Genomic DNA, 12,804 nt, shown 5'->3' with positions numbered 1-12,804 from the left:
TCAATCAACCCTGGCGCTGCTTGTGGCGCGGGTCGGTGCAAATCACACGCACCACACCTTTACGGCGGATGACCTTGCAATTACGGCAGATGGTTTTGACCGAAGCCGAAACTCTCATTTCATTCTCCTAAAACTGTTTAACGTGGCGGTACACCGCCCCTACCCAAATTCTCAAACTGAAACTCACAGCCCTACGATGTCTTGAAGTTGGCCTTCTTCAGCAGCGATTCGTACTGCTGGGACATCATGTAGTTTTGCACCTGGGCCATGAAGTCCATCGTGACGACCACGATGATCAGCAGGGAGGTACCACCGAAGTAGAACGGTACGTTGTACTTCAGGATCAGGAACTCGGGCAGCAGGCAGACGAAGGTGATGTACACCGCGCCGGCCAACGTCAGGCGAACCAGAATCTTGTCGATATAGCGAGCGGTCTGGTCACCCGGACGAATGCCCGGAATGAATGCACCACTCTTCTTCAGGTTGTCGGCCGTTTCCTTGCTGTTGAACACGAGTGCCGTGTAGAAGAAGCAGAAGAAAACGATCGCGGCAGCGTACAGCAGCACGTAGATCGGCTCGCCCGGACGCAGTGCGCCGGCAACGTCCTTGATCCAGCGGAAACCACCTTCGCCGGTGCTGAACCAGCCGACCACCGTTGCGGGCAGCAGGATGATCGACGAGGCGAAGATCGGCGGAATCACACCGGCCATGTTCAGCTTCAAGGGCAGGTGCGACGACTGGCCGCCATAGACCTTGTTGCCGACCTGGCGCCGCGCATAGTTCACGAGGATCTTGCGCTGGCCGCGTTCGACGAACACCACGAAGTAGGTGACCAGCACCACGATCGCGATGATGAAGAGCGCGATGATCGGATTCATTGCACCAGTGGTCACCAGCGAAGCCAGGCCGCCAATGGCGTTCGGCAAGCCGGCCGCGATACCTGCAAAGATCAGGATCGAGATGCCGTTGCCCAGGCCGCGTTCGGTGATCTGCTCGCCGAGCCACATCAGGAACATCGAACCTGCTGTGAGGCTCACCATCGCGGTCAGGCGGAAGCCGAAACCGGGAGCGATGACGAGGCCAGCCGACGATTCGAGGGCCACTGCGATGCTGAACGACTGGAACAAAGCCAGGCCGAGCGCGCCGTAGCGCGTGTATTGCGTGATCTTGCGGCGTCCGGCCTCGCCTTCCTTCTTCAATTGCTCGAAGGTCGGAAGCACGTAGGTCATCAGCTGCATGATGATCGACGCCGAGATGTACGGCATGATCCCCAACGCGAACACGGTGAAGCGCGAGAGCGCCCCGCCCGAGAACATGTTGAACAGGCTCAGAATGCCGCCCTGCTGGCCCTGGAACAACGCGGCCAACTGGTCCGGGTTGATGCCCGGCACAGGAATGTGCGCGCCGATCCGGTAGACCACGAGCGCGAGCAGCAAAAAGACGAGCCGGCGACGGAGGTCACCGAACTTGCCTGTTTTTGCGATCGTTGCCGCGTTAGTTGCCACGAAGAACTTCTTTCAGTCCAGTGTGATCAGGCGATGCTGCCGCCGGCTGCTTCGATTGCAGCCTTGGCACCAGCGGTTGCGCCCACGCCCGTCAGCTTGACGGCCTTGGTGAGTTCACCGGTCTTGATGATCTTGACGACCTTGGCGAGCTGGCCCACGAGGCCGGCTTGCTTGAGCGCCAGGACATCGACTTCGGCCAGGCCGAGCTGCTCGAGGGCAGTCAGCGTGACTTCGGCGTTGAACTTCAGCAGGTGCGACTTGAAGCCACGCTTCGGCAGGCGACGCTGCAGCGGCATTTGACCGCCTTCGAAGCCAACCTTGTGGAAACCGCCTGCGCGCGACTTCTGACCCTTGTGACCGCGACCTGCGGTCTTGCCGATACCGGAGCCGATACCGCGGCCGACACGGCGCTTGGCGTGCTTGGCGCCATCCGCCGGCTTGATGCCATTGAGTTCCATATCAGTCTCTCTTACAGAACTTTGACCAGATAACTGATCTTGTTGATCATGCCGCGCACCGCGGGGGTGTCTTGCAGCTCGCTCACGCTGTTGAGCTTGCGCAGGCCGAGGCCACGCACGGTCGCGCGATGCGATTCCTTGGTGCCAATCGGGCTCTTGACCAATTGCACCTTGAGGGTTTGTTGTTGCGTCGTCATTTGAATGCTTCCTTCAGCCTTGCGAGAGCTTGCGCTCAGGCGAAGATTTCTTCGACGGTCAGGCCGCGCTTGGCAGCCACTTCGGACGCGGTCGTCGAGTTCTTCAACCCGTCGAGCGTGGCGCGAACCATGTTGTAGGGGTTCGACGAACCATGGCTCTTGGCCACGATGTCGGTGATGCCCATGACTTCGAACACGGCGCGCATCGGGCCGCCGGCGATGATGCCGGTACCCTTCGGGGCGGGGATCATGACGACCGAAGCGGCGCCATGGTGACCCGTCACGCGGTGATGCAGCGTGCCGTTCTTGATCGAGATCTTGGCCAGGTTGCGGCGGGCTTCTTCCATCGCCTTTTGCACGGCAGCAGGCACTTCCTTCGACTTGCCCTTGCCCATGCCGACGCGGCCTTCGCCGTCGCCCACGACGGTCAGTGCTGCGAAACCGAGGATACGACCACCCTTCACCACCTTGGTGACGCGGTTGATCGCGATCATCTTCTCGCGCAAACCGTCTTCAGGGCCTTCGTTCTGCGTTCTTGCTTGAATCTTTGCCATTTTGAATCTCGTGTCCGTTTAGAACTGCAGACCGGCTTCGCGAGCCGCATCGGCCAGCGCCTTGACGCGGCCGTGGTACGCAAAACCTGCGCGGTCGAAGGCGACCTTCTCGACGCCGGCAGCCTTCGCCTTTTCAGCGATGCGCTTGCCGATGGCCGTTGCAGCGGCGGCATTGCCGCCCTTGCCCGAGCCGCCGAGTGCCGTGCGCACTTCGGCTTCGGCCGTCGATGCGGTGGCAATCACCTTGGTGCCGTCGTCGGAGATGACGGTGGCGTAGATGTGCAGGTTGGTGCGGTTCACCGTCAGACGGGCCACGCCCTGCGTCGCGATGCGAATGCGGGTCTGGCGCGAGCGGCGAAGACGCTGTGCTTTTTTGGTCAACATCATTTTGCTGCCCCTTACTTCTTCTTGGTCTCTTTGATCACGATCTTTTCGTCCGAATAACGGATGCCCTTGCCCTTGTAAGGCTCAGGCGGACGAACAGCGCGGATCTCAGCGGCGATTTGACCAACGCGCTGACGGTCAGCACCCTTGATCACGATTTCGGTCGGGGTCGCGGTGGCCACCGTGATGCCTTGCGGCATTTCGATGTTGACCGGGTGCGAATAACCGACTTGCAGGTTCAACTTGTTGTTGGACGCTGCGGCCTTGTAGCCGACGCCGACCAGGTTGAGCTTCTTCTCGAAGCCCTTGGTCACGCCAACCACCATGTTGTTCACCAGCTGACGGATCGTGCCGCTCATCGCATTCGCTTCACGCGACTCGTTGGCGGGCTCGAAATTCAGCTTGCCGTCATTGCTGACGACCTTGACCAGTGCATTGCGTGCAAGGTTGAGCGTGCCGCCCGTGCCCTTGACGCTGATCTGGTCTTCCTTGATCGACACATCCACGCCTGCGGGGATGGTGATCGGCATTTTTCCTACTCGGGACATTTCAGTTACTCCTCGATGTCTCGGTTAGGCGACGTAGCACAGCACTTCGCCACCGACACCGGTAGCGCGTGCCTTGCGGTCCGTCATCACGCCCTTGGGGGTCGTGACGATCGCAACGCCGAGGCCGTTCTGGACTTGCGGAATGGAAGCACTGGCCTTGTAGACGCGCAGGCCGGGACGGCTCACGCGCTCGATGCGCTCGATGACCGGGCGGCCAGCGTAGTACTTCAGCGTGATGACGAGTTCGGACTTGCCGGCTTCGGTCTTCACTTCAAAGCCGTCGATGTAGCCTTCGTCCTTCAGGACCTGTGCAATCGCAGCCTTCACCTTGGAAGACGGGATCGACACAGTGGGCTTCGCCACCATCTGCGCGTTACGGATACGCGTCAGCAGGTCGGCAATGGGATCACTCATGCTCATGTTGTTTGCTCCTGCCTGGCTTACCAGCTGGCCTTGGTGACACCGGGGATGTCGCCATTGAAAGCCAGTTCGCGGATCTTGGCGCGGGCCAGACCGAATTGACGGAAGGTGCCACGCGGGCGACCGGTGATTTCGCAACGGTTGCGCTGACGCGTGGGGTTCGCGTTGCGCGGGAGCTTTTGCAGGCCCAGGCGGGCAGCAGCGCGCTCTTCGTCGCTCTTCTTCAGGTCGTTGGAAATTGCCTTCAGTTCCGCGTGCTTCGCAGCGTACTTGGCGACCAGCTTGTCGCGCTTGAGTTCGCGTTGGATCAGGGATTGTTTAGCCACGGTTCGCCTCAGTTCTTGAACGGGAAACGGAAACCAGCGAGAAGCGCCTTGGCTTCTTCATCGGTCTTGGCCGTCGTCGTGATGCTGATGTTGAGACCGCGCAGGGCATCGACCTTGTCGTATTCGATCTCGGGGAAAATGATCTGTTCCTTGACGCCGATGTTGTAGTTGCCACGGCCGTCGAACGCACGGCCGGAGATGCCGCGGAAGTCGCGAACACGCGGCAGCGCGATGGTCACGAAACGATCCAGGAACTCATACATCTGCACGCCACGCAGCGTGACCATGCAGCCGATGGGCTGGTTCTCGCGGATCTTGAAACCGGCGATGGCCTTCTTCGACTTGGTGACCACGGGCTTCTGGCCGGCGATCTTGGTCAGGTCGGCAACTGCGTTGTCCAGGACCTTCTTGTCGGCGACAGCTTCACCCACGCCCATGTTGAGCGTGATCTTGGTGAGGCGGGGGACCTGCATCGGCGACTTGTAGCCGAACTTTTCCGTCAGGTCTTTCGCGATCTTTTCGCGATAGTGTTGTTGGAGACGTGCCATGTGAGTACCTCTTAGGCGAACTTGATTTCGTCGCCGCTCGACTTGAAGACGCGAACAGCCACGCGCTTGCCGTCAGCACCCTGGGTGATCTTGATGCCCACGCGATCGGCCTTGCCGGTCGCGGCATTGAAGATCGCCACGTTGGATTGGTGAATGGGCATGGTCTTTTCGACGATGCCGCCGGTCGTACCCTTGAGGGGGTTCGGCTTGGCGTGCTTCTTGACGATGTTCACGCCCTCGACGACGAGGTGCGAATCGTCCTTGCGAAGCGAGACGGTGCCGCGCTTGCCCTTGTCGCGCCCGGCCAACACGATGACCTGGTCGCCTTTGCGAATCTTGTTCATGGCGTTGTTGTCCTTACAGAACTTCGGGGGCCAGCGACACGATCTTCATGAACTTTTCGGTGCGCAGCTCGCGCGTCACCGGTCCGAAGATGCGGGTGCCGATAGGCTCCAGCTTGGCGTTGAGCAACACGGCTGCGTTGCCATCGAATTTGACGAGGGAACCATCGGCGCGACGGATGCCCTTGGCGGTGCGAACCACCACTGCGCTGTAGATCTCGCCCTTCTTGACGCGACCACGCGGAGCGGCTTCCTTGATGCTCACCTTGATGACGTCGCCCACGCTGGCGTAACGCCGCTTGGAGCCACCGAGCACCTTGATACACAGGACGGACTTCGCGCCTGTGTTGTCGGCCACTTCGAGCCGGGATTCAGTTTGGATCATTGCTAGTAGTTCCCAACTTGTACCGATGCGCCTCCGGGAGGGAAACGCTGCGGTCAGTCTTGGGCCCGTCGTCTGCACCTCGAACCACTCGAGGCACTTCCGCTTTGGGCTGAAAGCTTCGCCTTTTTTGAAGCGAAGCCTGCGATTGTTGCATGGTGACCAGGGCATGTCAACTGCCTTCTGACGCGAAATGCACTGGAACTAGACTTGGCGGCGTGCGCACCGTCAATTCAGGCCTCGTAGCTCCCGCATCTCCCCTGCGCCGCAGCATGCTGGCCTGTGCGGCCGCCGCTGCGGGGCTGGGACTGTCAGGCTGCGGCAGCCCGGTGATCCCCTCTGTCACGCCGGTACGGCTGCGCCACTTGGCCGAGGCCTACTGGCCGCATAGGCTGACTATACAAGGCACAACAGCTGGAGGCCTCTCCGGCATCGACTACGACGCAGAAAGAAGTGAGTACATCCTTCTCAGTGATGACCGATCGGACCTGAACCCCGCCCGCTTCTACACCGCGCAGTGGGCACCGCCTTGGCTCCGGCCACCCGTCCCAAAGAGCGTCGTGCAATTGCAACGCCCAGGGGGCGGCCCATGGCTCGCGCGCCGCAGCGCCGACGCCCAGACGCCCGTGCCGGACCCAGAAGCGCTGCGCCTGCGCCCAAATACCGGAACCCTGCTTTGGACCAGCGAAGGCGACGTAACCCGAGGATTCGGGCCGGCTCTCTACGAATCGGCGCGCGACGGCGGCCCGCTGCGCGAGTTCGCCCTGCCGGCCATGTTCAATGCCGATGCCTCGCAGCGCCGCGGCCCGCGCGACAACCTGGGACTAGAGGGCCTGGCGCTGACGCCCGACGGCCGCCACGCCTGGCTCGCCATGGAAAACGCGCTGATCCAGGACGGCCCGATTCCCACCACCAAAGCGCCGGGCGGCCCCTGCCGGCTGACCCGCATGGACCTGGAAACGGGTCAGGCCACACGCCAGATTGCCTATGTTCCCGATGCGATTCCGCTGCGGCCGCTGATTCCCGGCAGCCTTGCCGACAATGGCATCAGCGAGGTGCTGATGCTCGATGCAGACCGCATGCTGGTGCTGGAGCGCGCCTATGCCACGGGCGCCGGAAACTCGTTGCGCCTGTATGAGATCGATACCCGAGACGCCACCGACGTGCTGGAGATCGATGCGCTCGCCGCAGGCAACCACCGCCCTGTGGCAAGAAAGCTGATCGCCAACTTCGCCCAGCTCGGCCTTTCGCGCTTGGACAACACCGAAGGCATGTGCTGGGGGCCGGCGCTGCCGGACGGCAAACGCATGCTGGTGGTGGTGAGCGACGACAATTTCAACCCGCTGCAGACAACCCAGTTCGCAGCATTCGAATACACCGACCGACCATGACCATTGCCGTCACATTCCTGCCCCGCACCGGCCCGGCGCCGCTTCCCCCCATTGCCTTCATAGGCGGCGGCAACATGGCCAGCGCCATCATCGGCGGCCTCATCAAGCAGGGCACGCCCGCCGACGCTTTCGAGGTGGTCGAGCCTTTCGAGGAGGCTCGCCGGAAACTGGCGCAGTCCTTCGGCATCACTGCGCAGGCCGAGGCCGGCGAAGCCCTTTCCCGCTGCGCCGTGGTGGTGTGGGCGGTCAAGCCGCAGACCTTTGCGGACGCCGCACGGCCGGTGCGCGCCTTCGCCGAAAACGCGCTGCACCTGAGCGTGGCTGCAGGCATTCCATCGGGCAGCATTGCGCGCTGGCTCAGCAGCGAACGCGTGGTGCGCGCCATGCCCAACACGCCCGCGCTGGTGGGACAGGGCATGACCGGTCTCTATGCACGCGCTGGCGTGGACGCCGCCGACCGAGCCTTGGTCGGGCAGTTGCTGGCACCGACCGGCGAGCTGCTCTGGGTCGACGACGAAGCCGCGCTCGACGCGGTCACGGCGATGTCCGGCTCGGGCCCCGCCTACGTCTTCTATTTCATCGAGGCCATGACCGAGGCCGGCATGGAAATGGGCCTGTCGCCCGACCAGGCCCAGCGGCTGGCCATTGGCACCTTCACCGGCGCCTCGGCGCTGGCGCACAGCGCGACAGAGCCGCCGTCGGTGTTGCGCGAACGGGTGACCTCGAAGGGCGGAACGACCTACGCCGCGCTGACCTCGCTGGAGGGTGCCGACGTCAAGGCGAAGTTCAAGACCGCGATTCGCGCGGCGCAGAAGCGCGCGGCTGAACTGGGCGAGGAATTCGGCAAGGCCTGAGCGGACGGGCCTTCGCCCGCTCTACTTCAGCGCATAGCCGGCCGCAATGCCGGCAAACACCGTGAAGCCGAGCCAGTGGTTCAGGCGAAAGGCCTTGAAGCAGCCGTCGCGGGTGCGGCCGCGGATCAGCTGCCAGTGCCAGACGGCCTGCGCCGCCGCAATGCCGATGGCCGCGAAAAACACGGCGCCCAGGCCCTGGCTGGCCCCAGCCCACGCCCAGACGGCCAGGAAGATCGCGTAGCTCGCCATCACCGCGGCCACGTCGAAGCGGCCGAAGGTGATTGCCGACGTCTTCATGCCGATCTTCAAGTCGTCGTCGCGATCGACCATTGCATATTCGGTGTCGTAGGCCAGCACCCAGAACAGATTGCCGGCCAGCAGCCAGGCCGCGAACACCGGCACCCTAGATTGCACCGCCGCAAAAGCCATCGGAATGCCGAAGCTGAAGGCGATGCCCAGCACCGCCTGCGGAACCGAGACGAAACGCTTGGCAAACGGATAGGCCAGCGTGATCGCCAGCGCCGCGAACGACCAGACAATGGTGAGCCGGTTGGTCGTGAGCACCAGAGCGAAGGCCGCTAGCGCCAGCGCCGCGCCCAACACCAGCGCTTCCTTGACCGAAACCGCGCCGCTGGTCACCGGCCGCTGCGCGGTCCGCTTCACGTGGCGGTCGAAGTCTCGGTCGGCCACGTCGTTGACGCAGCAGCCCGCACTGCGCATGAGAATGGTGCCCAGCACGAACACCACCAGCAGATGCCAGCCCGGCCACCCCCCTGAAGCGAACCAGAGCGCGCCCAGCGTGGGCCAAAGCAGCAACAGCCAGCCCGCGGGGCGGTTCCAGCGAATCAGGTCGAGATAGAGCGCAAAACGGCGGGCGAGCATGCGGCAGGCAAAAAAAGAGCGGCCATTGTGCCGCCCTCGGTGCCACGGCTCAGCGAGCCCTGCGCTTTTTAGTCCTCGAGCAGCGAGCGCAGCATCCAGGCAGTCTGGTCGTGCACCGTGCAGCGCGCAGTCAGCATGTCGGCCGTGGGGTCGTCGCCGGCCTCTTCAGCCACCGGAATGAACTCGCGCGCGATGCGCGACACGGTTTCGTGGCCCTTGACCAGGATGCGCACCATTTCCATCGCCTTGGGCGGTGACTGGGGCACGTCGGGCACGGTGGCGATCTTGCTGAACTCGGCGTAAGAGCCCGGGGCGTAGTGGCCCAGCGCGCGAATGCGCTCGGCAATCACGTCGGTCGCGCCCCACAGTTCCGTGTACTGGCCCATGAACATCGCATGCAGCGAGTTGAAGTGCGGCCCCGTCACGTTCCAATGAAAGTTGTGCGTCGTGAGGTAGAGCGTGTAGGTGTCGGCCAGTACGCGGCTCAAGCCTTCCGCAATGGCGGCACGGTCCTGGCGCTCGATGCCGATGTTGATGATGGGCGCGTTGCGGCTGCCGGATTCCTGCGCCACCTGGGTGTCGCCCTTCTTGGGCACCTTGCCCTGCGAAGAGGATGAGGACGACGCTTTCTTCGATGCCTTGGATTCTTTTGCCATGCGTGAAAACTCTTTCTTCAAACTTGGGAGACAGACGCCTTGATTCTGAAAGCCGACCCGCAGCTTCGCAACAGCGTCACTCTATCCCGTCGATGAATGAATTCGAACGGCCGCCGCGTAGGCCAAGTTCGCGTATTTCTCTTATGACAGCCGCTTGACGCCCGGCAGCTCGCACGCATAGATCGCGTTGCGCAAGGCCGCGATCGCCTCGTAGCGCGTGAAGGTGCGGCGCCAGGCCAGCACCACGCGCCGCGTCGGCGGATCGCGGTCCTGTGCGTCGCGCACAGGCAGGTAGCGCACCATCTGCTCGGGCTCCTTGCGGCCCTTGAGCTTGGGCTTGAGCGCGTCGGCAGGCACCGACAGGCGTGGCACCAGCGTCACGCCCATGCCCGAGGCCACCATGTGCTTGATGGTTTCGAGCGACGAGCCCTCGAAGCTCTTGCGGATGCCCTCGGCATTGCTAGAGAAGCGCGCGAATTCGGGACACACCTCCAGCACATGGTCGCGAAAGCAATGGCCGGTGCCGAGCAGCAGCATGGTTTCGTTCTGCAGTTCGTCGGACGTGATGGATTCGCGGTCCGCGAACTTGTGCTTGGTGGGCAGCGCCGCCATGAAGGGCTCGTCGTACAGTGGCGCCATCGCCAGGCCTGTGTCCGGAAAAGGCTCAGCCATGATCGCGCAGTCGATCTCGCCGGCACGCAGCATCTCGAGCAGCTTGGCGGTGAAGTTTTCCTGCAGCACCAGCGGCATCTGGGGCGTGCGCGAAATCACCTGACGAACGAGGTCCGGTAGCAGGTACGGCCCAATGGTGTAGATCACGCCAAGGTTCAGCGGGCCGGCCAGCGGGTCTTTGCCGCGCTTGGCAATTTCCTTGATGCTGGCGGCCTGGTCGAGCACGCTCTGCGCCTGCTGCACGATCTGCTCGCCAAGCGGCGTGACGGTGACTTCGCCGGCGCTGCGCTCGAAGAGCTTGACCTCGAGTTCGTCTTCAAGCTTCTTGATGGCGACGGAAAGCGTGGGTTGAGAGACGTAGCAGGCCTCGGCCGCCTTGCCGAAGTGCCGTTCGCGGGCTACTGCGACGATGTATTTGAGTTCGGTGAGAGTCATAGCTTGCGTCAATTATGCGCAAGCCTCTGTGACCGGGCATTGTCTGGGGTCGGCCGGCCGAAACGACGCCCGGTGCCGAGGGGTCTGGCTCGGCTTACGCCTTCAGGTACTCGGCCTTCGTACCAAGCCAGCGGTCGATGTGGCGCTGGGCAAGCTCGGGGTGCTTCTCGAGCATGACGGGCGCCAGTTCGCGCGCCCAGTCGAGCAGCATCACGTCGGTGCTCAGGTCGGCAAATCGCAGCAGCGGCGCACCCGACTGGCGCGCGCCAAGGAATTCGCCCGGGCCACGGATGTCGAGGTCGCGCCGCGCAATCTCGAAACCATCGCTAGTCTCGGCCATGGCCTTGAGCCGCGCGCGTGCGGCCTCGCCCACGCGGCCGCTGTCGCCAGGCGCATAGAGCAGCACGCAGGCCGAGGCCGCAGCGCCACGTCCCACGCGGCCGCGCAGCTGGTGCAGCTGCGAGAGGCCGAAGCGCTCGGCATGCTCGATCACCATCAGCGAGGCGTTGGGCACGTCCACGCCCACTTCGATCACGGTGGTGCTCACCAGAACCTGGATTTCGTTGGCGGTGAAAGCCGCCATCACCGCTTGCTTTTCGGCCGTGGGCATGCGCGAATGCAGCAGCCCGACGTTGACGGCCGGACCGAGCGAGTCCGCGAGCTCGTCGCGCGTTTCGGTGGCGTTGCGCAGGTCGACGGCCTCGCTCTCTTCAATCAGCGGGCAGACCCAGTAGACCTGCCGCCCTTGCCCGAGCTGCGCCTGGATGCGCGCGATCACCTCGTCCCGCCGGTGGTCGGCCACCAGCTTGGTGACGATGGGCGTTCGGCCCGGCGGCAGCTCGTCGAGCGTGGACACGTCGAGGTCGGCGTAGTAGCTCATCGCCAGCGTGCGCGGGATGGGCGTGGCGCTCATCATCAAGAGGTGCGGTTCGAGATGGCCGACGGCCTTGCCGCGCAGCGCCAGCCGCTGCGCCACACCGAAGCGATGCTGCTCGTCGATGATCGCAAGCGCGAGGTTCTTGAAGCGCACCTTTTCCGAAATGACGGCATGCGTGCCGATGACCAGCGCCGCCTCGCCGCTTTCGACCGCGGCCGACATGGTGTCTCGTTCCTTCTTCTTCTGGCTGCCCGTGAGCCAGGCCACGCGCAGGCCGCGCTCGGCCAGCAGCGGATCGAGCCATCCGACCAGCTTGCCGAAATGCTGAGCCGCAAGAATTTCAGTCGGCGCCATCAGCGCGCACTGAAAGCCCGCGTCGATGCAGCGCGCCGCCGCGAGCGCCGCCACCACGGTCTTGCCCGACCCCACATCGCCCTGCAGCAAGCGGTGCATCGGAATCTCGCGGGCCAGGTCGTGCGAGATCTCTTCGCCCACGCGTTGCTGCGCGCCTGTCAGGCCGAAGGGCAGCACGGCAAGCAATTGGGCGTGCAGCGAACTGGGCTGCAGCTTGGGCGAAAAAGGCAGCTTCGGTGCACGCTGCGCCGCGCGCTCCAGCCGCGCCTGCAGCTGCGACAGCTGCTGCGCCAGCAGCTCCTCCGCCTTGATGCGCTGCCACGCCGGGTGGCTGTGGTCTTCGAGCGTTGCCATCGCCACGTCGGGCGTCGGGTAGTGCAGAAAGGTCAGCGAACTGCGCAGGTCCCAGGCGCCGCGAAGGCCGATCTGCACCGGAATCGTCTCGTCGAGCACCGCACGCGCCAGGCCCGAGCGCACCTCGCGCCGGAGCACCGGCTGCGGCAAGCCGGCCACTGTCGAGTACACGGGCGTGAGCGCCTCGGGCAGCGCCGTGCCGGCCGCCTTGACCGTCGGATGCATCATCTGCCGCCCGACGAAACCGCCGCGCACCTCTCCGCGCACGCGCACGCGTGCACCGACCGCGAGCTGCTTCTGCTGCGAGGGATAGAAATTGAAGAAGCGCAGTTGGCAGGTGTCGCTGCCGTCGTCGATGGTGGCAATCAGTTGCCGCCGCGGGCGGAACACCACTTCGCACTCAGTCACCACGCCTTCGACCTGCGCCATGTCACCGTCGCGCGTGTCGGCCAGCCGCACGATGCGCGTCTCGTCCTCGTAGCGCATCGGGAGGTAGAGCGCGAAGTCGATGTCGCGCACGAGCCCGAGCTTGCGCAGCGCGCGCTGCACGAGGCTCAGGCCGGCGCCGGGCGCGACTGGGGCGACGGTGGGTGGGTTTGCGGTCTTTTTGGGGCGCACTGACTTCGCGGAAGCGGGCATGGGACAATTCTGCCCGGCTCCGGCCTT

18 protein-coding genes are annotated in these 12,804 nt (G+C 63.8%); 2 read left to right on the top strand and 16 right to left on the bottom strand.

Going from position 1 to position 12,804, the window contains the following annotated elements; genetic code table 11:
* Positions 1-4 precede the first annotated feature (4 nt).
* The 12 genes from rpmJ to rplN form a co-directional block, all read right to left on the bottom strand.
* Complete coding sequence (gene rpmJ / locus J2X92_RS17735) at positions 5-118, bottom strand: 50S ribosomal protein L36 (RefSeq protein ID WP_013544106.1); 114 nt, start codon at positions 116-118, stop codon at positions 5-7.
* 73 nt (positions 119-191) lie between these two features.
* Positions 192-1,505, bottom strand: coding sequence for a preprotein translocase subunit SecY (secY, locus tag J2X92_RS17730; protein WP_028258416.1), 1,314 nt, complete (start codon positions 1,503-1,505; stop codon positions 192-194).
* 26 nt (positions 1,506-1,531) lie between these two features.
* On the bottom strand, positions 1,532-1,963 hold the full coding sequence (rplO, locus tag J2X92_RS17725) for a 50S ribosomal protein L15 (protein ID WP_055807818.1): 432 nt from the start codon (positions 1,961-1,963) through the stop codon (positions 1,532-1,534).
* A gap of 11 nt (positions 1,964-1,974) precedes the next feature.
* Entirely contained in the window at positions 1,975-2,160 is a 186-nt protein-coding gene (gene rpmD, locus J2X92_RS17720) for a 50S ribosomal protein L30 (protein ID WP_009124818.1), read from the bottom strand.
* A 35-nt stretch (positions 2,161-2,195) separates the two neighbouring features.
* Positions 2,196-2,714, bottom strand: coding sequence for a 30S ribosomal protein S5 (gene rpsE / locus J2X92_RS17715; protein WP_042577478.1), 519 nt, complete (start codon positions 2,712-2,714; stop codon positions 2,196-2,198).
* 18 nt (positions 2,715-2,732) lie between these two features.
* Entirely contained in the window at positions 2,733-3,098 is a 366-nt protein-coding gene (rplR, locus tag J2X92_RS17710) for a 50S ribosomal protein L18 (protein ID WP_038111818.1), read from the bottom strand.
* Between the two features lie 14 nt (positions 3,099-3,112).
* Positions 3,113-3,646, bottom strand: a complete 534-nt coding sequence (gene rplF / locus J2X92_RS17705; RefSeq protein WP_028258412.1) for a 50S ribosomal protein L6 — start codon at positions 3,644-3,646, stop codon at positions 3,113-3,115.
* Between the two features lie 24 nt (positions 3,647-3,670).
* Entirely contained in the window at positions 3,671-4,066 is a 396-nt protein-coding gene (rpsH, locus tag J2X92_RS17700) for a 30S ribosomal protein S8 (protein WP_093020602.1), read from the bottom strand.
* A gap of 20 nt (positions 4,067-4,086) precedes the next feature.
* Positions 4,087-4,392 carry a 30S ribosomal protein S14 gene (gene rpsN, locus J2X92_RS17695; RefSeq protein ID WP_015867798.1) on the bottom strand — a complete coding sequence of 102 codons (306 nt, stop codon included), beginning with the start codon at positions 4,390-4,392 and terminating at the stop codon, positions 4,087-4,089.
* 8 nt (positions 4,393-4,400) lie between these two features.
* A complete protein-coding gene (gene rplE / locus J2X92_RS17690) occupies positions 4,401-4,940 on the bottom strand; it encodes a 50S ribosomal protein L5 (RefSeq protein ID WP_013544114.1) in 540 nt (179 codons plus the stop codon).
* Positions 4,941-4,951: 11 nt separating this feature from the next.
* Positions 4,952-5,284: a 50S ribosomal protein L24 gene (rplX, locus tag J2X92_RS17685; RefSeq protein WP_015867799.1), complete on the bottom strand. Its 333-nt coding sequence runs from the start codon at positions 5,282-5,284 to the stop codon at positions 4,952-4,954.
* A 13-nt stretch (positions 5,285-5,297) separates the two neighbouring features.
* Complete coding sequence (rplN, locus tag J2X92_RS17680; protein WP_009124801.1) at positions 5,298-5,666, bottom strand: 50S ribosomal protein L14; 369 nt, start codon at positions 5,664-5,666, stop codon at positions 5,298-5,300.
* 269 nt (positions 5,667-5,935) lie between these two features.
* Here rplN and J2X92_RS17675 point away from each other — a divergent pair, with 269 nt between their 5' ends.
* Entirely contained in the window at positions 5,936-7,054 is a 1,119-nt protein-coding gene (locus J2X92_RS17675) for an esterase-like activity of phytase family protein (RefSeq protein ID WP_373424855.1), read from the top strand.
* A complete protein-coding gene (gene proC / locus J2X92_RS17670) occupies positions 7,051-7,908 on the top strand; it encodes a pyrroline-5-carboxylate reductase (protein WP_307577257.1) in 858 nt (285 codons plus the stop codon). Before J2X92_RS17675 ends, proC begins: the two co-directional genes overlap by 4 nt.
* Before the next feature lie 21 nt (positions 7,909-7,929).
* Here proC and ubiA read toward each other — a convergent pair whose 3' ends face one another.
* The 4 genes from ubiA to recG form a co-directional block, all read right to left on the bottom strand.
* Positions 7,930-8,790, bottom strand: coding sequence for a 4-hydroxybenzoate octaprenyltransferase (gene ubiA / locus J2X92_RS17665; RefSeq protein ID WP_307577255.1), 861 nt, complete (start codon positions 8,788-8,790; stop codon positions 7,930-7,932).
* A gap of 68 nt (positions 8,791-8,858) precedes the next feature.
* Positions 8,859-9,446 (bottom strand): Dps family protein, encoded by a 588-nt coding sequence (locus J2X92_RS17660; RefSeq protein ID WP_307577254.1) that lies wholly within the window; start codon positions 9,444-9,446, stop codon positions 8,859-8,861.
* A gap of 141 nt (positions 9,447-9,587) precedes the next feature.
* On the bottom strand, positions 9,588-10,553 hold the full coding sequence (locus J2X92_RS17655) for a LysR substrate-binding domain-containing protein (RefSeq protein ID WP_307577252.1): 966 nt from the start codon (positions 10,551-10,553) through the stop codon (positions 9,588-9,590).
* Positions 10,554-10,647: 94 nt separating this feature from the next.
* Positions 10,648-12,777 (bottom strand): ATP-dependent DNA helicase RecG, encoded by a 2,130-nt coding sequence (recG, locus tag J2X92_RS17650; RefSeq protein ID WP_307577250.1) that lies wholly within the window; start codon positions 12,775-12,777, stop codon positions 10,648-10,650.
* Between the last annotated feature and the right edge of the window lie 27 nt (positions 12,778-12,804).

Origin of the sequence: Variovorax paradoxus (assembly GCF_030811855.1) — a bacterium.
Classification (GTDB): Bacteria; Pseudomonadota; Gammaproteobacteria; order Burkholderiales; family Burkholderiaceae_C; genus Variovorax; species Variovorax paradoxus_L.
The sequence above is the reverse complement of the archived record's forward strand: the minus strand, read 5'-3'. Positions and strand labels throughout refer to the sequence as shown.

Coding starts and splice junctions, on each gene's coding strand:
- J2X92_RS17660 (WP_307577254.1), bottom strand. CDS start 9,446: ATGGCAAAAGAATCCAAGGCATCGAAGAAAGCGTCGTCCTCATCCTCT.
- J2X92_RS17675 (WP_373424855.1), top strand. CDS start 5,936: ATGCTGGCCTGTGCGGCCGCCGCTGCGGGGCTGGGACTGTCAGGCTGC.
- rplE (WP_013544114.1), bottom strand. CDS start 4,940: ATGGCACGTCTCCAACAACACTATCGCGAAAAGATCGCGAAAGACCTG.
- rplN (WP_009124801.1), bottom strand. CDS start 5,666: ATGATCCAAACTGAATCCCGGCTCGAAGTGGCCGACAACACAGGCGCG.
- rpmD (WP_009124818.1), bottom strand. CDS start 2,160: ATGACGACGCAACAACAAACCCTCAAGGTGCAATTGGTCAAGAGCCCG.
- proC (WP_307577257.1), top strand. CDS start 7,051: ATGACCATTGCCGTCACATTCCTGCCCCGCACCGGCCCGGCGCCGCTT.
- ubiA (WP_307577255.1), bottom strand. CDS start 8,790: ATGCTCGCCCGCCGTTTTGCGCTCTATCTCGACCTGATTCGCTGGAAC.
- J2X92_RS17655 (WP_307577252.1), bottom strand. CDS start 10,553: ATGACTCTCACCGAACTCAAATACATCGTCGCAGTAGCCCGCGAACGG.
- rplX (WP_015867799.1), bottom strand. CDS start 5,284: ATGAACAAGATTCGCAAAGGCGACCAGGTCATCGTGTTGGCCGGGCGC.
- recG (WP_307577250.1), bottom strand. CDS start 12,777: ATGCCCGCTTCCGCGAAGTCAGTGCGCCCCAAAAAGACCGCAAACCCA.
- rpsE (WP_042577478.1), bottom strand. CDS start 2,714: ATGGCAAAGATTCAAGCAAGAACGCAGAACGAAGGCCCTGAAGACGGT.
- rplF (WP_028258412.1), bottom strand. CDS start 3,646: ATGTCCCGAGTAGGAAAAATGCCGATCACCATCCCCGCAGGCGTGGAT.
- rpmJ (WP_013544106.1), bottom strand. CDS start 118: ATGAGAGTTTCGGCTTCGGTCAAAACCATCTGCCGTAATTGCAAGGTC.
- rplO (WP_055807818.1), bottom strand. CDS start 1,963: ATGGAACTCAATGGCATCAAGCCGGCGGATGGCGCCAAGCACGCCAAG.
- rplR (WP_038111818.1), bottom strand. CDS start 3,098: ATGTTGACCAAAAAAGCACAGCGTCTTCGCCGCTCGCGCCAGACCCGC.
- rpsH (WP_093020602.1), bottom strand. CDS start 4,066: ATGAGCATGAGTGATCCCATTGCCGACCTGCTGACGCGTATCCGTAAC.